General features: G+C 71.2%; 21 protein-coding genes. 14 read left to right on the forward strand and 7 right to left on the reverse strand.

What is annotated here, in order from left to right:
* Positions 1 to 89 precede the first annotated feature (89 nt).
* A complete protein-coding gene (locus ACSMXR_RS36710) occupies positions 90 to 2,813 on the reverse strand; it encodes a helicase associated domain-containing protein (RefSeq protein ID WP_473172623.1) in 2,724 nt (907 codons plus the stop codon).
* 94 nt (positions 2,814 to 2,907) lie between these two features.
* Here ACSMXR_RS36710 and ACSMXR_RS36715 point away from each other — a divergent pair, with 94 nt between their 5' ends.
* The 4 genes from ACSMXR_RS36715 to ACSMXR_RS36730 all read left to right on the forward strand — a co-directional run bounded on the left by ACSMXR_RS36715 (position 2,908) and on the right by ACSMXR_RS36730 (position 7,075).
* Positions 2,908 to 4,539 (forward strand): helix-turn-helix transcriptional regulator, encoded by a 1,632-nt coding sequence (locus ACSMXR_RS36715; RefSeq protein ID WP_473172624.1) that lies wholly within the window; start codon positions 2,908 to 2,910, stop codon positions 4,537 to 4,539.
* Entirely contained in the window at positions 4,539 to 5,114 is a 576-nt protein-coding gene (locus ACSMXR_RS36720) for a transcriptional regulator (protein ID WP_473172625.1), read from the forward strand. Before ACSMXR_RS36715 ends, ACSMXR_RS36720 begins: the two co-directional genes overlap by 1 nt.
* Positions 5,115 to 5,391: 277 nt before the next feature.
* A complete protein-coding gene (locus ACSMXR_RS36725; RefSeq protein ID WP_473172626.1) occupies positions 5,392 to 6,408 on the forward strand; it encodes a DUF6292 family protein in 1,017 nt (338 codons plus the stop codon).
* A gap of 25 nt (positions 6,409 to 6,433) precedes the next feature.
* Positions 6,434 to 7,075, forward strand: coding sequence for a hypothetical protein (locus tag ACSMXR_RS36730; protein WP_473172627.1), 642 nt, complete (start codon positions 6,434 to 6,436; stop codon positions 7,073 to 7,075).
* Positions 7,076 to 7,086: 11 nt separating this feature from the next.
* Here the strand turns inward: ACSMXR_RS36730 and ACSMXR_RS36735 are convergent, their stop codons facing one another.
* Positions 7,087 to 7,887, reverse strand: a complete 801-nt coding sequence (locus tag ACSMXR_RS36735) for a helix-turn-helix domain-containing protein (protein WP_473172628.1) — start codon at positions 7,885 to 7,887, stop codon at positions 7,087 to 7,089.
* A gap of 171 nt (positions 7,888 to 8,058) precedes the next feature.
* Here ACSMXR_RS36735 and ACSMXR_RS36740 point away from each other — a divergent pair, with 171 nt between their 5' ends.
* Positions 8,059 to 8,511 (forward strand): ATP-binding protein, encoded by a 453-nt coding sequence (locus ACSMXR_RS36740; protein ID WP_473172629.1) that lies wholly within the window; start codon positions 8,059 to 8,061, stop codon positions 8,509 to 8,511.
* 73 nt (positions 8,512 to 8,584) lie between these two features.
* Positions 8,585 to 9,223: a ScbR family autoregulator-binding transcription factor gene (locus ACSMXR_RS36745; RefSeq protein WP_473172630.1), complete on the forward strand. Its 639-nt coding sequence runs from the start codon at positions 8,585 to 8,587 to the stop codon at positions 9,221 to 9,223.
* A 20-nt stretch (positions 9,224 to 9,243) separates the two neighbouring features.
* Here the strand turns inward: ACSMXR_RS36745 and ACSMXR_RS36750 are convergent, their stop codons facing one another.
* From ACSMXR_RS36750 to ACSMXR_RS36765, 4 genes are all read right to left on the reverse strand, one after another.
* Positions 9,244 to 10,461, reverse strand: coding sequence for a PhlD (locus ACSMXR_RS36750; protein ID WP_473172631.1), 1,218 nt, complete (start codon positions 10,459 to 10,461; stop codon positions 9,244 to 9,246).
* Between the two features lie 802 nt (positions 10,462 to 11,263).
* Positions 11,264 to 11,464, reverse strand: a complete 201-nt coding sequence (locus ACSMXR_RS36755) for a hypothetical protein (protein WP_473172632.1) — start codon at positions 11,462 to 11,464, stop codon at positions 11,264 to 11,266.
* A gap of 86 nt (positions 11,465 to 11,550) precedes the next feature.
* The gene (locus tag ACSMXR_RS36760; RefSeq protein ID WP_473172633.1) at positions 11,551 to 12,450 is read right to left on the reverse strand and encodes a replication initiation protein; all 900 of its coding nucleotides are present in this window, start codon (positions 12,448 to 12,450) and stop codon (positions 11,551 to 11,553) included.
* A 463-nt stretch (positions 12,451 to 12,913) separates the two neighbouring features.
* Positions 12,914 to 13,156 carry a hypothetical protein gene (locus ACSMXR_RS36765; protein ID WP_473172634.1) on the reverse strand — a complete coding sequence of 81 codons (243 nt, stop codon included), beginning with the start codon at positions 13,154 to 13,156 and terminating at the stop codon, positions 12,914 to 12,916.
* A 74-nt stretch (positions 13,157 to 13,230) separates the two neighbouring features.
* On the opposite strand from ACSMXR_RS36765, the gene ACSMXR_RS36770 reads away from it, so the two are divergent.
* From ACSMXR_RS36770 to ACSMXR_RS36785, 4 genes are all read left to right on the forward strand, one after another.
* Entirely contained in the window at positions 13,231 to 13,848 is a 618-nt protein-coding gene (locus ACSMXR_RS36770; RefSeq protein WP_473172635.1) for an ATP-dependent DNA ligase, read from the forward strand.
* A gap of 25 nt (positions 13,849 to 13,873) precedes the next feature.
* Positions 13,874 to 13,999, forward strand: a complete 126-nt coding sequence (locus ACSMXR_RS36775) for a hypothetical protein (RefSeq protein WP_473172636.1) — start codon at positions 13,874 to 13,876, stop codon at positions 13,997 to 13,999.
* A gap of 174 nt (positions 14,000 to 14,173) precedes the next feature.
* Positions 14,174 to 15,460, forward strand: coding sequence for a serine/threonine-protein kinase (locus tag ACSMXR_RS36780; RefSeq protein ID WP_473172637.1), 1,287 nt, complete (start codon positions 14,174 to 14,176; stop codon positions 15,458 to 15,460).
* A gap of 171 nt (positions 15,461 to 15,631) precedes the next feature.
* A complete protein-coding gene (locus tag ACSMXR_RS36785; protein WP_473172638.1) occupies positions 15,632 to 16,069 on the forward strand; it encodes a hypothetical protein in 438 nt (145 codons plus the stop codon).
* A gap of 234 nt (positions 16,070 to 16,303) precedes the next feature.
* Here the strand turns inward: ACSMXR_RS36785 and ACSMXR_RS36790 are convergent, their stop codons facing one another.
* Positions 16,304 to 17,122, reverse strand: coding sequence for a hypothetical protein (locus ACSMXR_RS36790; protein WP_473172639.1), 819 nt, complete (start codon positions 17,120 to 17,122; stop codon positions 16,304 to 16,306).
* Positions 17,123 to 17,772: 650 nt separating this feature from the next.
* On the opposite strand from ACSMXR_RS36790, the gene ACSMXR_RS36795 reads away from it, so the two are divergent.
* The 4 genes from ACSMXR_RS36795 (at position 17,773) to ACSMXR_RS36810 (ending at position 21,256) form a co-directional block, all read left to right on the forward strand.
* The gene (locus tag ACSMXR_RS36795; protein ID WP_473172640.1) at positions 17,773 to 19,014 is read left to right on the forward strand and encodes a DNA polymerase III subunit beta family protein; all 1,242 of its coding nucleotides are present in this window, start codon (positions 17,773 to 17,775) and stop codon (positions 19,012 to 19,014) included.
* Positions 19,015 to 19,141: 127 nt separating this feature from the next.
* Positions 19,142 to 19,777, forward strand: coding sequence for a hypothetical protein (locus ACSMXR_RS36800; protein WP_473172641.1), 636 nt, complete (start codon positions 19,142 to 19,144; stop codon positions 19,775 to 19,777).
* A 568-nt stretch (positions 19,778 to 20,345) separates the two neighbouring features.
* Positions 20,346 to 20,753 carry a DUF3846 domain-containing protein gene (locus tag ACSMXR_RS36805; protein WP_473172642.1) on the forward strand — a complete coding sequence of 136 codons (408 nt, stop codon included), beginning with the start codon at positions 20,346 to 20,348 and terminating at the stop codon, positions 20,751 to 20,753.
* A gap of 71 nt (positions 20,754 to 20,824) precedes the next feature.
* On the forward strand, positions 20,825 to 21,256 hold the full coding sequence (locus ACSMXR_RS36810; RefSeq protein WP_473172643.1) for a hypothetical protein: 432 nt from the start codon (positions 20,825 to 20,827) through the stop codon (positions 21,254 to 21,256).
* The last annotated feature ends 667 nt before the right edge of the window (positions 21,257 to 21,923 follow it).

The raw sequence follows: 21,923 nt of genomic DNA on the forward strand, positions 1-21,923 counted from the left end.
CCGGTCCCGGGGAATCGCCTGCGGAACGGACCGCGCCCCCGGGCGGTGGGGGCCAGGGGGCGCGGGACGACGGGGTCGTGGTCGGGGTGTCAGGTGGTGGCCCAGTCGACACCGAGCGCGGCGAGCTGCTCGCGCTGCTGGTCGGTCAGTTTGTTGCGGCGGCTGCGGGTGTTGCTGATCCAGGTGCCCAGCCGGACGGGTCCGTGGGGCGTCTCCTCAACGTGGGCTCGGGGTACGACGATCCGGCCTTCCCGGGCGGCGTACTGGGTGAGCGCGGTGATGCCCCGCTCGAACGTCCCGCCCTTCGCCGCCGTCGTGGTGGCGGGTGCTGCGGGCCGGGGCGTGAGCCCGAGTGCCTCCAGCCGCTTCTGCTGTTCGGGGTTCAGGGTGTCCCAGACGGCGGGGTCGGTCTGCCGGGTGGTCCAGGTGCCGACGTCGACCCCGTTCACGGTGACGCCGGGCAGCAGCTCGGCCGGGCGGCCCTGTTCCTCGGCCAGGAGGTGGCGGGCGGCGGCGTAGTGGCGCTGCCAGTCGACCGACCACCCCGCCGGGTTCCATTCCGGGTCGATCGTCTCCAGGGCGCGGCGGCGCTCAAGGGCGCGGTCGGGGTTGGTGCCGAGGCCGCCGGGGCGGCGCAGATTGGAGAGCCACTGGCCCACCGGGACCCCCTCCCACACCGTGTTCTTCGGGCAGGCGAGGGTGCCGTGGGCGGCGTGGTAGGCGCGGGCGGCACCGAGGTTCTTCCAGAACGCGGCGTCGCCGACCGACCAGACCATGCCCACCTCGTTCAGCAGGTCCACCCGCCACGCCTTCAGCGTCCCGGCCTTGAACGCCCGGCGCTGCTCACTGACCCAGCTCCCCAGTCCGTAGGTGTCGCCGTCGCCCGACTTCACCGTGGCGTCGCTGGGGACGCGGGCGTGCCCGTACTCGTCGACGAAGGTGCGCAGGGCGTTGTAGCCGGTGAGCCAGACCTCGGAGTCGGGGCGCAGGACGCGGGTCCGCAGGAACAGGGCGATGCTTTCGGGGGCGCGGGGGAGGGAGAACCGCAGCAGCGGCGTCGTGCTGACGGGGGCGATGCCCGGGGCCGCGGACTCGCCGTCCTCGTCCTGGTCCTCCTCGCCCTCATCGTTCTGGCCGTCACGATCGCCGTCATCCCGGGGCTCGGTGCCGGCCGCCGCGGGTTCCCGGTCGGCGCCCTGCTCCTGGCCGTCGTGCTCGTCGTCCTGGTCGTCGTTCTCGTCGGCAGGGGACGGCTGCTGCGGGTCGAGGGCGAGCACGGAGGTGATCTGTCCGCGCGCGGTCGTGGTCGGCAGGGCCATGCGCTCGATGACCCGGTCGTCGTGGGCGCGCAGGCCCTGGAGGATCGCGACCAGGGGGCGGTAGCTGGAGGACGCCATCATGTCGCCGGGGTCCTCGCCGGGCTCCAGGAACACCGGCACGACGATCCGGGAGACCTTCCCGTCGCCGGGGTCCTGGCGCAGCGCCCGCCCGATGATCTGGACGATCTCGACCGGCGAGCTGCGGGTGTCGGCGAAGACGACCGCGCCGACGCCGCGCTTGCCCCGGATGTCGACCCCTTCACCGAGGACCCGGCAACTGGCCAGGAAGCTCAGCTCAGCGACCCATCCCTCCGCGTCCAACCCGTCGGCGTACCGGGCGAGGACGTCGCGGCGGTGGGTGGCGGGGTGCTCGCCGGAGAGCCACTCCGCGCCGACCCGGGCCGGGTAGGCGGCGGGGTCGGCGTGGTGGAGGCGGGCGGCGGTCTCCGGCATCGCGCGGGCGAACGCCATGGCGTCCAGCGTCCGGGAGTGGAACGTCATGTACGAGCGGGTGCCGGACTCGTCGGCGTGCTTGAGGAGCGCGGCCTGGAGGGCGGCGAGCCGGCGGCCCCGCCGCTCCTCCAGCGAGGCGTCCTCCTCGATGGGTGAGGGGTCGCGGATCTCCAGCACGTCCACCTCGAACCGGGCGAGGATCCCGCGCTCCACGGCCTCCATCAGACCGGTCTCGTGAAGGACCGGCCCGTACAACTCGACGTCGTCCATCGAGGCGACCAGCCGCCCGCCCAGAGCCTCCCCGCCGCTCTGCGGGGTGTCGGCCGCCCCGTCCGAGCCGGGCTCGTCACCGTCCTCGTCGGCCGTCCGGGGGGCGGCTTCCCACAGGCGCGGGGTCGCGGTCATGTACAGCCGCCGGGCGGCGGGGATCCGCTGCTGGTCGTGGACGGACGCCCACGCCTTCGCGGCGTTGCCGGACGTGCGGTGCGCCTCGTCGACCACCACCAGGTCGAAGGGGGCCATGGCCTGTCCGTACGTGCCGCGCAGCGCCTGTTCCAGCACCCCGGGCGCGGTGGCGTCCGGGGCGTCGTCTTCCTCGTCGGCCAGGCCCTGCGAGGCGAGGGAGGCGTACGTCGCGAACACGAGCATCGGCCCGCCGCTGGCCCAGAGGGCGAGCTGCGTCGGGTTGGTCGTGCACCGCACCCCGAGCGCTTCCAGCAGCGGGTCGGCCCCGAGCGAGCAGACGGCGACGGCCGGGCCGTAGTGCCCCACCCGGCGCCACGCCTCCACCGTCTGGGTCAGCAGGTCCAGGGTCGGGACCAGGACGCCGATCACCCCGGTCGGGCACAGCCGCAGCGCGGCCCTGGCCGCGGTGATGGTCTTGCCGGTCCCGGTGGCCATGTGGACCTGCCCGCGCAGCCCGCGTACGGGCATGGTCCCGCCGGCCGGGAGGGAGAGGCCCGACACGATCCGGTCGACGGCTTCGGCCTGGTGGGGCCGGAGGGTGATCCCGGACCCGTTCGCCTGCGGTGTCTGCTGCATGACCTCTATGCTCCTCGCTACGCGCTGCCCAAATGCGATACGGACGCTGCACAATCTAGCATCAAATCTAGATCAGTGGTGATACACTTTTCTCATGAGTGAGAAGCTGAGCGTTGAATCGCTGCTCGAAGAGGCCCGGCTCGCCAAGGTCATGCCACCCCCGGAAGAGCGCCTGCGGCTGCGTGAGGCGGCCGGGCTGACCCGCGCCCAGGTCGCCGAAGCGGTCGGCGTCGCGCGCGGCACCGTCCTTGCCTGGGAGGCCGGGAAGTCCGACCCGACCCCGCCCGGCCGACTGCCCTACCTGCAACTCCTGGAGGGCCTGGCCGAGCTCCACCCCGCCCCGGCCGCCCCGGGCGACCCGATCGCGGCCCTGTTCACCGACCAGCCGTACGGCACCGCCCCTGTCCAGGCCGCCGCCGGGACGCCCGCTGTCGCGGTGCCGGCCGCGCTGACCGGGTTGGAGACGCTGCGCGGTGAGGACGGCCGCGCGATCGAGGGCGACCCGGGCCCGTGCGTCCGGTGCGGGGTCGAGACGACCTACCAGTCGACCGACGGCCGCCCGCTGCACTCCGGGGCGATGTGCCAGCCCACCACCACCGCGCCCGCCGTTGTCCCGGCCGCCGCGCCGCCCCCGGCCCCGCCCGCTCCTGTCCCGGCCGCCGCTCCGGCTCCGGCGGCTGTGGTGTCGCCGGTTCCGGCCCGGGTGCCGACCCGCCCGCAGCGCCGGTCCAAGAGTGCCGAGCGGGCCGAGGCGGACCTGATGGGCCTGATCCGGGGCGCGGTCGAGCAGGAGGCCGAGCGCGCCGGCGGGGACGAGGAAGCCGCGCTGAAGGCGCTGATCGGCCGGGCGATCCCGGACGTGATGCACCTGTTCAACGAGACCAGGTCCACCGCCCGTTACGAGTACACCGCCTATCCGGCGCTGCCGGACGTGCTGCACAAGCCGTCGAAGAAGGAACCGGATCAGATCTGGGAGGCCCGCCCCGCCTACAACAACCCCGCCTACTCGATGCGCGCCCCCGAGCGGGACGTCAAGGTCACCGCCCTCGACGTCAACGCCGCCTACCTGTCCGCGCTGAAGGTCTGGCTCCCGATCGGGAAGCTGGAGCACTCCACCGGTATGGACGGCGTCGGCCCGAAGCGCAGCGGCGTTCACCTGGTCACCCCCGCCGAGTGGGCCCACCCCCACCTGCCCAACCCGCTCGGCGACCGCGACGAGCCCGGCGCCCTCTGGATCACCGACGCCACCCTCCGTCTCCTGCTGCGCCTGTCCGGCCCCAAGTGGGCCCTGACCGGGGCACCGACCGTTCACGAGTCCTGGACGTCCGGGGCGACGGAGAACTTCCTGGACGCCCTGCGTAAGCTCCTGGTGGCCGCCCGGTCGGAAGCCATCGCGGCCGGGGACGTGCTGACGCTGGAGTACGTCAAGGCGATGTACAGCAAGTTCGTCTCCACGATGGGGGAGTCGGTCCACAACCGGGAGATGGTCCGCCCGGACTGGATGCACAACATCCACTCGCAGGCGTACGCGCTGCACTGCGGCCGCGCCTACAAGGCGCGCCAGGCCGGCCTCGACGTCGTGGCGCTGAAGAACACCGACGAGCTGCACGTGACCGGCGACTGGCGGCAGGTGTTCACCGAGGGCCGTGGGGTGTCCGAGCTGAAGATCAAGCAGGGCGACGCCAAGACCTCCGGTGAGTACCTGGTCGGGAAGGTGGGCGGCTGATGGCCGGACGGTGGATGGACTTCGGCCAGTACGGCGCGGCCGGCGCACCCGGCGCCGAGGCGCTGGGCATCGCGATGGAGAAGATGGTCGGCGGCATCGCCTCGCCCGTGGACAGCGACCGCGGTCTCGCCGCCCGCCTGAACTACCTCACCAAGAGCGACGCCGGGTACGAGGCGATGGACCGGGCGGGCATCCACGTCTCCCCGCGCACCCTGATGGCGTGGCTCGCGGAGGAGCGCACCCCGAACCGGGCGAACCTCGCACGGCTGGATGCGGCGTACTGGGACCTGCGCCGCCGCAACGTCGCCGCCGACCTCAAGCACCGGCTCAACAACAACGGGCGGGGGACCCGGGTGGAGATCAACCCCGTCGACCAGAGGGGGGTGGAGCAGAGGTTCCGGCGGGACCTGGCTCCCCGCAGCGTCAACGTGCGCGGGGTGTGGGACCGGGCCGTGGACGCGTGGATGGACGACGACATGGAAGAGCTGGACGCGGTGTGGGACGAGGTTCTCGACCTGCTCGGCTCGGACTACGACGGCTACAGCTACGTGTCCTCGATCGGCTGGTCCGCCTGACGCCACCCCGCCACCCCGGGCAAGGCCCGCCCCTGGTACTGGAGTTGCCGGGGGCGGACCGGTCCGAGGGTGCCTGGCGGCCCGGTACCGCGTGATGAGCGGCGCGCGGGTCGGGACACAAAAGGGCCGGCACCCAATCCGTCCACGGGGACGGGTGGCAGGGTGCCGGCCAACGCAGCCACCCCGAAGGGGGCCTGCCCGCAGCGTACCGCCCACCGGCCCGCAGACCGGGCCGATACCGTCGTTCGACACCGTTGAGTTCTGGAGGAGTAACCCCGTGATCAGAGCAGGCCGTCAGCACCTCGTGCGCACCCTGGCGGACCTCGCCGCGCAGCAGGGCGTCGGCATCGACCACTACACCCGCCTCAAGCCGTACGCGGCCGAAGGGTTCCCGGCTCCGGTCAGTTCGGAGGGGTCCCGTACGCGGCTGTACGACGGGGAGCAGGTCGACGCCTACCTCCTCGGCAAGCCGGTGCCGCCGCTTCCGGAGCCGGAGGGCGAGGACGACGGGGACCTCCTGGACCGCCGGGAGTGCGCGGCGCTGCTCGGGGTCAGCCCCCGATCCTGGGACGTCTACAAGCGCGACCCCGCCCTGACCGAGGCGCGCATCGAGGCGGGCGGGGTCGAGCACTGGCCCCGCCGCGCGGTGAAGGCGTTCCAGGCGGGCCGCCCCGGCGACGGGGCGCAGCGGACCGGCCGGCCCAAGAGCACGGGGGACCAGGTCCCGCGCGACCAGGTCCACGGGCTCGTCGCCGACCTGCTCGACGCCGACCCCACGATCAGCGCCGCCACGGTCACCGAGCGGCTCGGTGTCCACCGCAACACCGGGCAGGACGCCCTGACCCGGCTGCGCGCCGACCGCATCGCCGACCACATCGAAGCCCACCCGACCCTCACCCCGGCCGAGGCCGCCGCCCAGCTCGGCTACCCGGCCGGTCAGGTCCGCCGCGCCACCGCCCGCGCCGAAACCGTCCTGCGCGCCCGCCACGTTCGCCCGTACCTCGCCGACGTCGCCGCCGCCCTCCACCGGGCCGGCTGGACCACCACCGAGGCCGCGCCCGACATCCAGTTCCCCGGCGACGACCGGGTCGTCGCCGCGCTCGTCCTCGACGCCGACCAGGCCCCGGTCCCCGCCCTGGTCTGGGACGAGCGGTACGGGTGGCGCACCGCCACCTCCCGCCGCCACCCCATCACCAAGGGCGCCGCACTCCCCTCCGAAGGCGACGGCGTGCGCTACCTCGCCGGGGGCATCACCCCGCCGCCCACTGTCGTCGTCACCGCCCTCACCCACTGAACCCATGCCCGGACAGGAGCAGCACATGGACGACAGCACCGACAAGGCCGCCGTGCCCAAAAGCGAGCTGCCTCCCACCAACTACGCCCCGTCGATCGCCCAAGCGGCGGTGGAGACGGCGCGGGCCCGGGGCTGGGAGCCGCAGGAGCCTCCGCCGTTCTACCGGCACACCCCGTGGCTGATGAAGTGCGTGACGTGCGGGCGGGAGGCCCGGCTGTCGATGCTGGCCCTGACCCCGTGCGACCACGGCGACGAGACGAACCGCAGCGCGCGGATCCGCCAGCTGGAGGAGACGGCGTTCGAGCGGGTGCGCGCGGTGGGCTGGGAGCCGAACGGGCCGTTCCCCGGGACGATGCAGGCCCGGATGGACCTGAAGTGCCCGGAGTGCGGGCACGAGGTCAGCCGGCCGACCACTCCCGCTCAGGTCCGCCCGTGTCATCACCCGGGGCAGGCGGCTGAACGGGCCGCGGTGTCCCGGGAGGAGAAGGAGCGCCGGAGCGCCCTGGCCAAGGCCGGGCTGCGGCCGGTGGAGCCGTTCCCGGGTGTGGGTGTGTCGTGGTGGGTGGAGTGCAAGAAGGCGGGCTGCCGTCGCCGGTGGATGCGCGGCGCCAATCCGAAACCGTGCCCGCACACCGGGGACGGGCGCCGGAACCCGCCGAAGCGCTGAACGGCCGGGGGCTATCCGGTGGTGCGGCGGTCGGGTTGGCGGGTGTTGGTGGCGGGCTCTCCTGTGATGACGCGGAGGCTGGGGTGGTGCATGGGCTGCCAGCCCATGATCCGGACCCACGCGGGCCGGGGCCGCCATCCGTCGAGGTGCATGGGCCGTACGGTGCCGTAGGCGTGGCGGCGCAGGTCCGACTGCTGAGTCCAGAGGTCCCTCACCTGGGGGTCTTCGCAGACGCGGTCGACGATGGCCCGTAGTGCGGTGCTGCCGAGTACTGCCTGGCGGAGCTGGGCGAGCAGGGGCGGCGCCCAGTGCTCTTCCCACTGGGCGCACTGGTCGCGGCCCGGCCCCGGCAACAGAAGGTCGACCATGACGTTCGCGCCGGGCCGGGCCGCCCATGGGCACGCGCGGGCGGCGTGCCGGTTGTAGGCGAGGACCGAGAAATCCGGGGCTTCGAGCAGGGCGGGGAAGGGCCATCGGTCGATGTGGTCGCGCAGGTCCTCGGGAACGTCCGGGGCGATGGGGGAGAGCAACGGGGGCACGGGGCGGCCGGCCCAGCGGTACAGGGCCGTCTGTTCGTCCGGGTGCAGGGTGAGGATCCGGGCGATTGCGGCGATGACGTCGCTGCTCATCGGGCGGCGGCCGGATTCGAGGCGCCGGTAGTGGTGTTCGCTGATGCCGAGCTGTTCGGCCATCACGGTCTGTGTGACCGGTCCGTCGCCGGCGGCGGGGTCGGCGTCGGGCAGGGTGGCGAGGGTGCGGCGGGCCCGCCATCGTTTGAGGAGGGCGGGCACGTCCGGGGCTGCCTCGGGCATGCGCACCTCCTCACGTCATCGTGTGGACACGTTACCTATTTCCGGCATTCGCGACCGGGCCAGGGTTGGCCCGGGGCCAGGGTTGGCCCTTCCGCCCGCTGTGCCGCGGGCGGAGTCTGGATCTGGCCGACAGACTTGTCGGTCGCCGGTCGAGAGGGAGGATTCTGCGTCATGACGTGTCTGCTGTTGCCGCCGCATCCCGCGTCCGTACGCGCCGCACGGCGGTGGGCGGCTGAGCTGCTGACCCCCGACGTCCGCGCCGACGTCCGTGACGGTGTCGTGCTCGTCGTCTCCGAGCTGGTGACGAACGCCGTCGCCGCCGACGAGGCGATCGACGCGACGGACGACATCGAGGTGGAAATCGTCGTCGATCCGCCGCACGAGCACGTCGTCCTGGCCGTGACCGACGCCAGCGACCGCCCGCTTCCCCCGAGCCCCGCCATGGTCCCCGGGGACGAGGACGGCGGCCGCGGTCTGCTCCTGCTGCACTCCCTCGCCGACGATCACGGATGGGCGCCGCGCGCGTGCGGCGGGAAGTGCGTGTGGGCCCGGTTCCGGTGCGCTCCCGTACAGCAGTGCCTCGCCATACCGCCGGTCCGGGTGGAGTGCGCCGATGCTGCCTGACGTGGGTGGGCCCCTCGGGGGCGTGCTGCCGGGCCCCCGGGTAGCGTCGGAGGCGACCGAGGGAGGCGTCACGATGCAGGAGCGCGGAGAGCGGGCCGAGCGCCGCGAGCAGACCGCTCAGCGCATCGTCGAGGCCGCCGGGGCTGTGATCGACCGCAAGGGCTACGCGGCGGCGAGCATCCCGGAGATCCAGGACGTCGCCGGCGTCTCCCGCGGCGGCTTCTACCACCACTTCGCCTCGAAGCAGGAGGTCGGCGACGCGGTCCTCGCCCGCCAGCACCAGTTCTTCGAGCGGGTCTCCGAACAGGCGGCGGCGGGGCCGGCCCCGGCCGTGTGGCTCCAGGCCCTGATCGACATCAGCCACCACTACACCGCGAGCATCCTCCAGGACCCGGTCCTGCGGGCCGCCGTACGGCTGTCGATCGAGCCGGGCCCGTACCAGACCGCCGAAAGCTACGCCGGGTCGCTCACGGCCGTGATCACCGTCCTCGAATCCGCCGGTGCTGCCGGTGAGCTCCAGGACCACGTCGACCCCGCCGAGGCCGCCCGAACCCTGGTCGGCTGCTACAGCGGCGTGCAGATGCTCGCCCTCGCCATGGAAGAGCGCGACACCCTGCACCGGCAGGTCAGCGCCATGTGGGCCCTGGTCACGCCCGGCCTCGCCCGCCCCGCCGTCCTCACCCGCCTGCGCCTGGACCCGCCGGACTCCTGATCACCCGATCCGGGGTGTGATCAGACTCCGGGCACACGGCTGAGGTAGAGCGCGGCCGCGGTGAACCCCGGGCCGAAAGCGACCAGGGCGCCCTCGGTGACACCGTCTGCACCGTTGTCGTCCAGGATCCGGGCCAGCACGTCCAGCACCCCGACACCGCCGAGATTCCCGCCCGTCAGTGAGTCCCGGGCATGCCGTCCGGCGGTCTCCGGGTCGAGGCCGAGCCCGGCCAAGGTCCCGGAGATGATCCCGGGCCCGCCCGGATGGACCACCGCCCACGTAACCGGCCTCCCGGCCAGCCACCCGGTCAGGTACGGCAGTACCCGCCCCGGAGCCCGAGTGGCCTCCTGGTCCGAGTTGAAGAGGACCCCCCGCTCATGCACGTCACCCCAGTACGCGTCCTGGCTGTCTGGCAGCACCAGCTCCCACACGTCCTCGGCGACCACGTCGCCCGCGCCTGCCTGGTCGACGGCGGAGACCACCACCGCCCCGGCCGCGTCGCCGAAAAGCCCGCCGTAGAGGACCGACTGCATGGTGGGCCCGGGTTCCCGCCGGTTGAAGGTGAGGATCGCGACGGCCAGGTCCCGCAAGGCCGACCGCAGAGACGGCGGATCGGATTCCCGGGGGCCGGGGGCGAACAGCTTCTTGCTCCCGGCGACCAGGTCCCGCAAGGCCGACCGCACAGTCGGCGGATCGGATTCCGGGTGGTAGAGGGTGGAGAGATCCTCGGCCGCGACGACCAGGGCACGCTTCCCGGGGCGACCCCGCAGGGACCGGACCGCGTGGACCAGGGAGTGCGCGCCGCCGACGCACGCCGCGGTCGCGAGCCCGATCCGCTCCACGTCCGGCCTCAGCCCGAGCCGACCCACCAAGTCGACGTCCAGCCCGGGAATCGTCCAGGACGTGGTGTGCGTGGTGATCAGCACATCCACCTCCCACGGGCTGAGATCCGCCTGTACCAGCGCGTCCTGTGCCGCCGTCACCGCCCGGTCGCGCGCCGCCGCGTACGCGGCCCGTGACCGTACCCCCACCCCCGCCCGCTCTGCGGTCTCCTCCAGCGGAGCCGACCACGGCCGCCACTCCACCCCCGTACTCCGCAGCATCCGCACCCAGACCGGCAACTTCGGGTGGTCAAGGCGCTCCTGTAGGTCTTCCACCAGGTCGTCCGTGCTCACCCGGTGGTCCGCCCGGACCACCACCGGGCGGCCGATCACCACGTCGCCGGTCACCGCGTCCATACCCAACCCCGCCCATCCGCCCGTCCGTCCAGCCTTGTCCGTTCACGGTACGCACCCCGAGGAGCCCCACGATGTCCCGTCTGCCGCACCCGAGCCTGCTGCCCGCCCTCCCCGACCCGGCAAGCAGGGCAGCCGTACGCCGCCCGTTCGACCTCCGCGTCCACGCCCAGCGCATCCAGATCGACGAACTGATCGTCACCGACCCCCGGACCGTTCTCGCCCACGCCCGCACCGCCGCCCGCCAGGACCCCGACACCGCCGCCATCGTCGGCTACAGCCCCACCACCCCGCTCACCCTCCCGGCCGCCGCCGCCCTGCTGTGCTCCCTCCACGCCCCCGACGACCTCGCCGACATGGGCCTGCGCCTGGTCGCCACATCACCCGCACCACAGCAGCCACCCAGCACCGCGACCCCGTCGTCATGGAACTCGTCGACGCCCCGGAAGACGCCGGCCGATGACCACCCGCCTCGCGCGGCGGCTACGCCTGCGCGCCCTGCACCGCACGCCCCCCGCCGCCACACACCGCCCGGCCCAACCCTGCGGAAACCGGCCCTGCGGTACCCGTTTCCTGGCGTAGGTACCGGGCCCCGGAACGCTGTAAGACCGGTGAGGACACGACGGCGCCATCGCCGACAAGCCGCTCGCTCGAAGCTCGTCGGCGCCTCAACGGCAAAACCGGCTGCGCACCGGCACAACGGGCAACCGACCGCCACTGAAGGGGCACTGTTTCGGACGGCTGACCTGCCGGTTTGATGTCATAAAGCGCTATGGACCGGGGGTGAAGGGCAGAAAACTGCTCCTTAACCCCGGTCTGCGCTGTATCGAGTGAGATCGAGACCTGCCTCGCGGGCTTCCTTCAGCCGAATGGACACCAGACCAGCGGAGACGGACAGCTCGCGCGCGATCTCGTAGCCCTTGAGGCCCCTGCGGTGCAACTCAACGATCTCATCGCGGCGCTGCTGGGACCGGCCCTCGTATATCGCCCGTTCCTCCGCGATCATGCGCAGCACTGTCCTGGGCGACACCCCGAAGCGATCCGCGAGTTCACGGGCCGTCACAGTGCGACGCTCCCGCCTCGGCCCCTGCGTCAAGACGTCCCCCTCATGTACTCAAGCATCGCCGCGGTGCGCTCATCCCGGCGCGCAGCACGCGCTCTGCCGCTCTTCCTTCCCCGGGCGGACTGGATCGAGACGAAGGTGGCCTCGTAAACGGCCGCTCCGTCCTTCCACATCCTCGACCTCGTCGTGATCCACCGGTGGATGCTGTTGGCAATCGCCCGCGCCTCCACACCCGGCAACGGCTCCGTGAACTCGGCGTTCCGGGTATGCACTTCCGCGTGAATGGCGGTGTGCAGGGTGTCGGGGCTGCCGAAGTGGTGGCGGACCTCGCGGTACGCCCAGGTCCGGGCCGTCTCGAAGATCGAACAGTTACGCCCCAGCCCCGTGATGTTCGTACGGAACCGCTTGGTCTCCCTCCAGCGTCCCGGCGGCATACGGGCGCCCAGCGCCTCCTCCAGGCCGCCCAGCGTATGAAGCCCGCCATGGAGCCACTCGGTGCTCCAGTCCGTGTGCAGCGGGTTCTTCGTCATCAGCCCCGAGTACGCCGCGTCCCCGTCCAGCGCGCGGCGCAGTCCCTCGGTGACGGCAGCGGCGTAGGCCAGGGGCTTGCGCCGGGCGTACTCGGTCCGCGTCACTGCCTCTTCCAGGGCCCACACCGCATGGGCGTGCCCGTTCACCGGGTTCTCCACGACCGCGTTGGGCAACGGATGCGAGCCGACCGACGATACCGCCCGCAATACCGCGTCCGAGTGGTCCACGTCCACGACGAGGAGGTTGCTCAACGCCGAGGGGTTCGCCTCCACATAGCGGCGCGTCATCGCCACCGGCCGCCTCTCGCGCCGGATCCCCTCGCGCAGCTGGTTCGTTGCATACGGTCGCAGCGGCAACCACAGCTCATCCCACTGGACCCCGGGCAACTCCACGTTCATGCGCTGATCATTCCAGCCCAGGCGGAGCAGAAGGACACGGACACACCACAATCTTCAAGGTAGGTCACCAACCAAGTCAGATGGTTCCGGGACTTGAGCCTCTGCAGCCCGATCCCCTGCTCGGAGTGGCCAGACATACCGTGATCTTCAAAGTACGTCGCAGACCAAGTCAGATGGTTCTTGCGTCTGCTCGACCTCCGTCTCCACCGTCTACGACGCTCTGGCCCGGCTCACCAAACACGTCGCTGTGTCTCATGCGGTCCGGAGGGAGTACGGAAGGGCGAGGCGTAAACGCAAGAGAACCTGATTGGACTTGCGCTCCCACCTGCCTTGTATGTGCGCTCGGATCATCGGACCGGCCAGAGTGGGCGTAGACGACCGATTGCGCCCCCTGCCGGTACGGAACAGGGCGTGAGCTCTGAACCCATCTCAGCCTCCTCCGGGGATGGTCCCGGAGGCGAAGTCAGCGTGTTATGAACTCGGCGAAAGCGATCACGCCGCCGATAATCCCAGCAAACTCGGCGAGGATGGTGAAAACTGGGCGCTTTTCTCCATGATCGGGCTTACCCCACCAGTCAACTAGAAATGCACCCAAAGCAACTGCTACAACGACAGAGAGAAATCTTTCACCTGAAATCCACATGAAGGAACAAAGCGCCCCAATTGATACGGATAGCACCCAGCCCAGCATGTCGCGGTCTGTCACACCGTCCCCCTCGTTTGCGCGACATTCTCTCGCCTGACAACGCCGAAGGGGACCGATTAAGCTTCCTCTTCGGGGTGGTCCAGGCCCGCGCCGCGTCCTTGCTGGACCGGGCCCGGTCCCTGGCCGCCCGTCTCTCCGCCTCGTACGTGGCGTTCGATGTCCTGGCCCACCCCGGCCACGGCGGCGACGCCCTGGCCGCACGCCCGTACGCCGAGCGCCGTACGGGCCTGGTCGATGTCCTGGCCAGCATCGGCCCGCCGCTCCAGCCGGTCCTGGCCACCTCCGACCGGGACACCGCCCTTGAGTGGTACGAGACGCTCCAGCCCCAGGGAGTGGAAGGGATCGTGGCGAAGCCGTCCGGCAGCGCCTATCCGTTCGGCGGCCGGTCGGTGTGGCGCAAGATCCGGCACGCGGACACCACCGACGCGAACGTGGTCGGCACCGTCGGGCCCCGCCGCCGCCCGCGCCGCCTCGCCCTCCTCCCGCACGGAGAAGGCCGGCCCCGCCTGTCCGCGCCGCTGGATCCGGTCCTGGCCGCCCGGCTCGGGGCGCTCCTGGACGGTGCCGCCGCGACGGGGGAGCAGCGCACCGGGACGGGCGAGGCCTACACCGCGCTCGCCACCGGCCTGGTGGTCGAGGTACTGGCCGGGACGGGCCGCCACGGCACGCTGACCGTCGTACGGGCACGCTGACCTGCACCGGTCGTACGCTGGGGTGATGAGCACCCAGACGGGCCCCTGCGCCTCCTGCCGGCAGCCGACCCACCGGTACGGGCACGGCGGGAACCCCCTGTGCGCGAAGTGCCGGGAGGACCTTCCCGCGAAGAAGCCCACCGCGGCCTGACCCACCGTTCGACGAGCTGGGCGCGGTGTCGTGCGGGAACGGACACGGCGGACGACGGGCGCCGGGTGTGGGCGGGGATGTCCGGCCGTCGCGGGTAGGGCTGATCTGCTGCGCTCCTCGCCCTCTGCTTGGGATGATCCCCTTCTCAGTACGGAGGGAACGGGGGTTGGCGCTATGGCGTCACAGTCAGGTAACGGGCATCTGATCGGTGATCGGTATCGCTTGGACGAGCCGGTGGGCCAGGGCGGCTTCGGAACCGTGTGGAGGGCCACGGACACCAGGCTCGACGTGACCGTCGCCCTGAAGGAACTCCGCTTGGACCCGCTCTTGGAACCGGGCGAGCGTGAGTACCGTCTTGCCAGCGCCGCCCGCGAGGCCCGCAACGCAGTGCGGCTTCGTCACCACCCGAACATCGTCTCCGTCCTCGACGTCGTCGACGACAACGGGATGCCATGGATAGTCATGGAATTCGTTACCGGCACAACCCTGGAATCCGAATTACGCCAGAACGGACCTCTCTCGCACAAGAGGGCCGTCTGGGTGGCAAAAGGTCTGCTCGCGGCACTGAAAGCAGCTCACAGTGCCGGGATCGTGCACCGCGACATAAAACCCGCCAACATCATGCTGACCAAAGAAGGCGGTGTGGTGCTCACGGACTTCGGAATTTCCATCGACAAAACGTCCACGACGCTCACCTCCGCCGGAGCTGTGATCGGCACTCTGGAATACCTGGCACCCGAAAGAATCGAGGGGAAGAAGGCAACGCCGGAAAGTGACCTTTTCTCCCTCGGCGCAACACTCCATCAGGCCCGAAGCGGTTCCTCACCATTCTCACGCGGCTCCACAGCCGCAACGCTCAACGCGCTGCTCCATGAGGACCCCCGACCCGAACTGACCGGCAGCGGGCCGCTCCACCCGCTCTTGCGGCTGCTCCTCAGCAAGGACCCGGAAGCACGGCCTACTGCCCAGCAGGCACTGGGCATGCTCAAGGCGGCCCAGCCCGTGCCCTCGGCGCCGGGCCAAAATCCCGCAGCCCGGCGAGCGAAGGCCCGGAGCAGCACCGACCCCAACGCCGCCCCCTTGGAAAACGAAGACAGTGGAAATTCTGGCTGTGCTGGACCAATTGTATTGGGCTGCCTCGTTTTGATTTTTGTTATTGTGGCACTCTCTCAAACTGGGCGCGATATCGGTGAGGCGAAAGTCGGTGCCTGTGTCGTGAAGTACGAAGATGGAGGATGGACCTCCGGGAAATGCGGCTGGACATGGTTGGACACCATGGGGTACGACTTTGATGCGGAGCCCGATGCTTTCGCCTACCGTGTAGTCAACCGGCTGCCGGGAAACACGCAACAGGCGTACGACCGGGTATGCGGCGATGTGGGCAGTACCACAGGAAAGTCCTGGGGCTGGGGCGCCGACGGTGACACCCCGGCCTTCGTGCTCTGTCTGGAACCCAAGTGATCGACAGGGCGGGGCGATGGCGACCCCGGGGCGTCACCTTGTGTAATCGCTCCTGTTCGCAGCGTGTAATATTGGGGTATGAGTGAGATTGCTCCGCTGGCCGCAAGGGTGGTTGCCCGGCCGGCCGCTACCGCCGTTGGCACCTGGTTGAACAGGCGCAAGGACCGCCAGATGATCACGTTGCAGACGCCGTCAGTGAAGCCTCACCGGGACTGCGCGGACGGTCCTCACGCCAGCCTGTGCGAGAGCGCCGTGTCGAACTGGTCCGCCGCGCGCGTCTTCGACGTGCAGCTGCACCTGCCCGGCGCGACGGGCGAGGAGATCGCCACCATCGGGAAGCCGACGCTGGCTCCGGGGGAGACGTGGAAGGTCGACTGGAGCGTGGACCGGGGCAGCGGCCTGGCGCCGCTGCTGCGCCCCGACGAGGGCGGCCGGTACGACGTCGTCATGAACCTGGCGTGGGCCGATACCCCTGGCGGCCCGTTGTGGCAGCGGGGTGCGGACGGGAAGGCGCGGCGGGCGCCGGGGCACACCATGTGGCGGCGGATGCTGCGGTCCGTTCGCGGGCGGCTCCCGGCCCGCTGGTCGCCGCGGCTTCGGTCCCGGTAGTCGGCATCCCCCTGCGACGGGGCTCACGCCGACGCCGGGAGCCGCCAGCACTGAGCACACCTTGGCCCCGCCCGTCCGCGCCGTTGGATTCGGCGCCGGCCGCCCGGCTCGGCGTGGCGGCCGACGCCCCGTGACAGGGGGCACCGAGCCGGGCGAGGCGTACACCGCGCCTTGATCGTCCGTCCGTTCGCCGGCGGTTCGCTCCCTCAGCGGCCCCCGGGGCGGCGGTGCCTATCAGTCGTCGTCGCAGTGGCACCCGACGCACACCAGGCAGCAGCGGCATCCCCAGCACTGCTGGCTCATCAGGTCCCCGCACGGCTGGAAGGCGTCGTCGGTGGGCGCCGGGCAGTAGCACTCGCAGCAGGAGCCGCACTCCTCGTGGACGCGGTCGCGGCGGCGGCCGTTGAGCACGATCGTGCCGCGGTCCCCGCAGTCCCGGCAGCGTCGGGGCAGTACCGGGGCCGGCTCCGGCAGCGCGTCCATCTCCCGCACCCACGCACCCAGCGCCTGGAGGTCGCCGGCGGTGAGCCCGGCGGCCGGGTCGACCGCGTACGGCAGCAGCGGGCCCACCGTGGAGTACATCCGCCGGGCCGCGCTGCGGACCTCCCGTTCGTGGTGGTCCCCGGCCCGCACCCACGCCACCGGCCTGTCGTGCGTCTGCGCCCAGAACGCGATCTCCTCGGTCCGCCGGTGGAGATCGTTCTCCGCGTCGGGGAAGCGGCCGGGGTCGTCCACCCGGAGGTAGTGCACGGTGCCGGTGTCCCGCAGCGGCACCATCGGCGGCAGCGTGTCCCAGCCCAGGGCGGGGAGCAGCGGCTCCAGTTCGGCCGGGGCGTAGGAGGAGACCAGGACCAGGTCGGCGGGGAGGTCCGCGAGGGCCCGCCCGACCGCCGGGTCGAGGGCGAGCGCGAGGCCGCGCGGGGGCGGGTAGACCCACGCCGCCCAGTCGCGCCAGGCGGCCGACTCCGCGGCGTGCACGGCGTGCCCGGCGGGCAGCGGCCCGCCGTACGGGGACAGCACCCCGTCGATCTCCACAGCAATAAATGAACGCATACATGGATGATATCGAGTACACCAGCATAGAACCCCCCAAATGGCATACGGGGTAGGGGAGTTGGAGCACTCCGCTGCCCGGCGCGGAGGGCGCTGCGGTGCCGGGGCTGGGCGGGGCGCAGCGAAGCGCGGCGGGGGAGGGCCTGGCGGCCTGACGGCCCGTTTTCTACGGGTGGGGGTGGCGGCGGGGGTTGACCGGCCGCCGCGTGCAGGGGTGATCCGCTGCGCTCCTCACCCCTGCGGGGCGTGCCGGGCCGCTCCGCGCCCCGGACCGTACGCTCCGCGTTCTCACGCCCGAGGGGGCCGGCCGCCGGTCCGCTGACGCTCCCCGGCCGCGCGCTCCGCGCTCTCGTCCCGTCCCCCTCCCCGCCGGGTGCGCTCCGCGCCCCACGGCGGGACCGTCCGGCCGGGCGGGGCGGCGCTCCGCGCCACCCCGAGCGCTCCGCGCTGCCGGACGGATCCCGTGCCGCTGCGCGGCAGGGGCGCGGCACCCCGCCAACCCCCGCCGCCACCCCCACCCGTATGGGTTGACCTGCGAAAACACCACGAAAACCACCCCGAATGTCAGTGGAATTAGATACACTTTTCTTGTTGGTCGGCAGTGGCAGCCGACCACAAAACGCAGCCCACCCACACCCAAGGGAGCCCCCATGTCCGAACAGCCCACCCCCGCCGCGACCGCGCACATCACCGCGCCCTACGGCCCGCTCGCCGACGCCCTCAAGACCGCCGCGTTCGGCACCGTCCGCGCCACGGCCCCGGCCCACCACGGCGTCCTCATCGAGGCCGACGACACCGGCCTGACCCTGCGCACCCACGACTGGGAAACCGCCGTCTCCATCACCGTGCCCGACGCGACCGTCACCCGCACCGGGGCCTCGCTGCTCCCGCTCGCCCAGCTCACCAAGTCCCTGAAGGCGATGGTGGCCGGAGAGACCAAGGCGACCGCCGCGCGCACCACGGTCACCCTGGCCGGAGACCTCCTGAGCACCGACCACCTGACCGTCCCGGTCACCGCGTTCCCGGTCGGCGAGTTCGCCCCCGCGCCGACCCCCGCGCCGACCCCCGCGCCGATCGCCGCCCACATCGACGCACAGGACCTCTACCGCCAGCTCCAGCGCGTCATCCCGGCCGCCTGCACTGACGACACCCTCCCCACCCTGACGACCGTTCAGATGACCCTGAAGGGCAGCACGCTCACCCTCGCGGCCACCGACCGCTACCGCGTCGCCGTCGCCGACGTCCCCGCCACCCCCAACCCCGACCGCCCGGCCACCACCCCCGAGCACACCTTGACCGCGCTCATCCCCGCCAGCGTCCTGACCCGCGTCTCCACCTACCTCAAGACCTGCACCGGCCCCGTTGCCATCGCGTTCGGCACCCCCGAACTCACCCTCACCGTCGGCGACACCACCCTCACCATCCAGCCGCGCGAAGGGAACCTGCCCCGCTTCGACGCCATGTTCTCCACCACGGTCGACACCTCCCTCACCCTGGACCGGCCCACCGCCCAGAAGGCCCTGAAGAAGTGCACCGCCCTGATCACCGCGTCGGGCGAGCGGGGCAGCCCGGTCACCCTCCGATGGGACGAGACCGGCACCCTCACCCTGGCCCCGCACATCGGCGAGCCGGACGACCGGGCCCGCATCAAGGGCATGCCCCTCACGTTCACCACCGTTCACGGGGCCACCCCCACGGCGCGCGAAATCCACGCCAACCCCCGCTTCCTCGCGGACGCCCTGGACGCGTTCGCCGGAGCCGACACGGTCGCGCTCCACCTCCGCAACGCCAAGGAAGACAGCACCAAGATGCTGCCGCTCCTGCTCACCACCGGTACCCGCTCCACCGGCGAGGACTACCGACACCTCCTGATGCCCGTGCGCCCCTCCTGACGCCCCACCGGGCCACGGAACACCCCCAGGGGGCGGCCCCGACCGTCCACGGCCACGCCGCCCCCCTCAGGGCCTCTCAGGGCCCGTCCAGCCGCTCCCCGCACGTAACCCACAGGAGACCGCCCCCATGACCACGCACACGCCCGACGACGCCTTGACCCGCGCCGCCCGGAGCCTCGCCGACCACCTGGCCGACACCCCCGACCACCTGGCCGCCATCCTCACCTGCCACGAGCTGACCGACGTGGTCGACCTGCTCGCCGCAGCCGGGCACCACGCCGCCGGCACCCGCTGGACCGAGTGGCACACGGGCGACCCCCGGTGCATCGGGCACACCGCCACCGACACCACCCCGGCCACCCCCGCCCCGACGTTCTCCAGCCTGTACGACGAGCACGGCCGGTACTCTCCCGCCCCGGGCACCGAATACCCCTACAGCGTCGCGGACATCGCCTACGCCACCGCCCGCGCTCTCGGCAAGGACTGGACCGCAGAGGCCCTGCACCGGGGCATCAGCGCCACTCTCCACGGCCCCTACACCGCCCACTTCACGATCCTCATCGACACCGAGGGTGACCTCTGCCTGACCTACGACAAGGCCGCCGCCGACGGATGGCCCGACACCCCGGACCTCCCGCGCGGCGTCCACGAGTACAACGCCGGGACCTACCTTCCCGACGCCACCAGCCCCAACGACCTCGACGACCTCAAGCACGAGGCCGAGCAGATCGCCGCCGCCGTACGCGCCATCACCGGCACCTGACCACCACCCGCCCAACCCCGGGGCGCAGCACCGCACAAAGGGCACGGCGGGACCCTGGCTGAGCGGGGCGCAGCAAAGCACGACGGGCCCGGCCGACCGGGGCGCAGCAAGGCGCGGCCGGGCCCGACGACCTGACGCACACCCATATGGGCGATCCCCGGCGGCGGGCGGTCGACGCGCCGCCGCGTGCGGGGTGATCCGCTGCGCTCCTCACCCCGCAGGGCGTGTCCGGCCGCTCCGCGCCCGGACCGAGCGCTCCGCGCTCTCACGCCCGAGGGAACCGGCCCGCCGGACCGCTCCGCGCCCCGGCCGCACGCTCCGCGCGCTCGAACCGGCCCCCTCACCGCCCGGCAGCGCTCCGCGCTCCCGAACGGACCCCAGCCGCTACGCGGCAGGGGCGCGGCACCCCGCCAACCGCCCGCCGCCGGGCACCACCCATATGGGTTGACCTGCGAAAACACCCCGAGAACCACCCTGTATGCCGGTTCTTCGCGATACACTTTTCTTGTTGGTCGGCAGTGGCAGCCGACCAACCAACGCAGCCCACCCACCCCACGAAAGGGACCCAATGACCACCCAAAAGCAGAACAACTATGCCCTCATTCTCCGAACCAACGGAGAATTCGAAATCATCGACTGGCCCGCAACCAGCGCACGCGGACACCTCGAAATTCTCTACCGCGCCACCGAATCCCACGCCATTGACGGCATCGACGTATCGCCCACCCTCACCATGTGGCTCAACAACGCATCACCGAACGCCGAAGCCCCGGTAAACCGCGCAGCCACGATTCTCTACGCACTCCACCGAGAGCCCCACCAGCACTACCACGGCACCGCAGTCATCACTGGCGGGTCCGACAAGAACGGCGAAACCCTCGGACTCACCAAAGACGAAATCGCAGCACTCGCAGAATTCCATCTGACGTTTATCCCCCTCCGGATTCCCGGCCAGCGCGACCGACGCGGAAACTAAACCCCATTCAGGGCGGCGGGAAATCCCCGCCGCCCCAACCACCCAAAAACAAAGAAAGGCAAGATAGCAAAATGGGGATTCTCCTCAACGTTCCGAGTGACCGCGACCGGAACCGAGCGCTCGATATTTTCGACCGCGTAACCGAGAAAGCAGGAATCGGCAGCCACGGCCTGACGCTCGGCGTAACAGGCCTCAACGGAACAGCCACCGCCCTGTTCCCCTTCGTACAGGACGACGAAGGAATGGCAGCAGACGGCAGCGACCTGTACCCGTTCTGCGAACTCCTCGCCATCGCCGTATCAGGCGCACACCCCAGCGGCCTCGTACTCCGCACCATGGGACAGCCCCAGACCGTACGCGGATGGCGCTTCACCGACGGCGACCCGATGCCCCTCAACCGCGCAGAGACATTCAACGCCTACGCACACGACCTGGTCACCGGTGACCCCGTCGTCCCCATCCCGGGCACGGAATACGCCGACGCCCCCGTAATCCACATCTAGACCACCACAGGGGCGGGGGTATTTCCCCCGCCCCACCCTCACCCAGGAAAAGAGAAATGACGAAAACCACCACCCCGAAGCGCTACACCTACGGCGCACCCGACACCGAATGCAGATATCCCGTTCTCCTCCTGAACGGGGAATTCGTCGGGCATGTCTTCCGATGGCACCGCGCATGGTACGCCGTCCCCGCCGGAATGCTGATCGAAATCCGGGTATCCACTGGGGCCATCGGAAAGGACGCTGCCGCCGAATACCTGTGCGCGGAAGCTGACGCCGGGCGACTCACACCACTTGCTGAATACTCCCTCGTCGCCGGACGCCTCACGCCACCCCCGAGTCCCTTTCAGCACAGCAGTGCAGAAAGAGGAACCGGACCCGCGCCACTGCTTCACCCGAGAATGGACAAGCCGCACAACCGGGCCGCCGCTCTGACGGCCGTACAGGGCCTCTCTGAACTCCACTGGACCCCGCTCGGCGGATACCCCGGAGCAGATAATCCCTGGCTCCTCTCCTGCGACCGCTGCGAATGGGTAGGAGTGAAATACTGGTCCCACCTCCGAGGCCGCAAGGGAAACCCGCCCTCACCGTTCCGGCACCCCGGATGCACGGGCCGGGGGTAGAGCAGAAACCCAACCCTTACACAGGGGATGCATCATGATGCATC

This window comes from Streptomyces sp. DSM 106670 (assembly GCF_055792845.1).

Excerpts from the sequence above, each read along its gene's own strand:
- ACSMXR_RS36710 (WP_473172623.1), bottom strand. The coding sequence starts at position 2,813 with ATGCAGCAGACACCGCAGGCGAACGGGTCCGGGATCACCCTCCGGCCC.
- ACSMXR_RS36715 (WP_473172624.1), top strand. The coding sequence starts at position 2,908 with ATGAGTGAGAAGCTGAGCGTTGAATCGCTGCTCGAAGAGGCCCGGCTC.
- ACSMXR_RS36720 (WP_473172625.1), top strand. The coding sequence starts at position 4,539 with ATGGCCGGACGGTGGATGGACTTCGGCCAGTACGGCGCGGCCGGCGCA.
- ACSMXR_RS36730 (WP_473172627.1), top strand. The coding sequence starts at position 6,434 with ATGGACGACAGCACCGACAAGGCCGCCGTGCCCAAAAGCGAGCTGCCT.
- ACSMXR_RS36735 (WP_473172628.1), bottom strand. The coding sequence starts at position 7,887 with ATGCCCGAGGCAGCCCCGGACGTGCCCGCCCTCCTCAAACGATGGCGG.
- ACSMXR_RS36740 (WP_473172629.1), top strand. The coding sequence starts at position 8,059 with ATGACGTGTCTGCTGTTGCCGCCGCATCCCGCGTCCGTACGCGCCGCA.
- ACSMXR_RS36745 (WP_473172630.1), top strand. The coding sequence starts at position 8,585 with ATGCAGGAGCGCGGAGAGCGGGCCGAGCGCCGCGAGCAGACCGCTCAG.
- ACSMXR_RS36750 (WP_473172631.1), bottom strand. The coding sequence starts at position 10,461 with ATGGACGCGGTGACCGGCGACGTGGTGATCGGCCGCCCGGTGGTGGTC.
- ACSMXR_RS36755 (WP_473172632.1), bottom strand. The coding sequence starts at position 11,464 with ATGATCGCGGAGGAACGGGCGATATACGAGGGCCGGTCCCAGCAGCGC.
- ACSMXR_RS36760 (WP_473172633.1), bottom strand. The coding sequence starts at position 12,450 with ATGAACGTGGAGTTGCCCGGGGTCCAGTGGGATGAGCTGTGGTTGCCG.
- ACSMXR_RS36775 (WP_473172636.1), top strand. The coding sequence starts at position 13,874 with ATGAGCACCCAGACGGGCCCCTGCGCCTCCTGCCGGCAGCCGACCCAC.
- ACSMXR_RS36780 (WP_473172637.1), top strand. The coding sequence starts at position 14,174 with ATGGCGTCACAGTCAGGTAACGGGCATCTGATCGGTGATCGGTATCGC.
- ACSMXR_RS36785 (WP_473172638.1), top strand. The coding sequence starts at position 15,632 with ATGATCACGTTGCAGACGCCGTCAGTGAAGCCTCACCGGGACTGCGCG.
- ACSMXR_RS36790 (WP_473172639.1), bottom strand. The coding sequence starts at position 17,122 with ATGCGTTCATTTATTGCTGTGGAGATCGACGGGGTGCTGTCCCCGTAC.
- ACSMXR_RS36795 (WP_473172640.1), top strand. The coding sequence starts at position 17,773 with ATGTCCGAACAGCCCACCCCCGCCGCGACCGCGCACATCACCGCGCCC.
- ACSMXR_RS36800 (WP_473172641.1), top strand. The coding sequence starts at position 19,142 with ATGACCACGCACACGCCCGACGACGCCTTGACCCGCGCCGCCCGGAGC.
- ACSMXR_RS36805 (WP_473172642.1), top strand. The coding sequence starts at position 20,346 with ATGACCACCCAAAAGCAGAACAACTATGCCCTCATTCTCCGAACCAAC.
- ACSMXR_RS36810 (WP_473172643.1), top strand. The coding sequence starts at position 20,825 with ATGGGGATTCTCCTCAACGTTCCGAGTGACCGCGACCGGAACCGAGCG.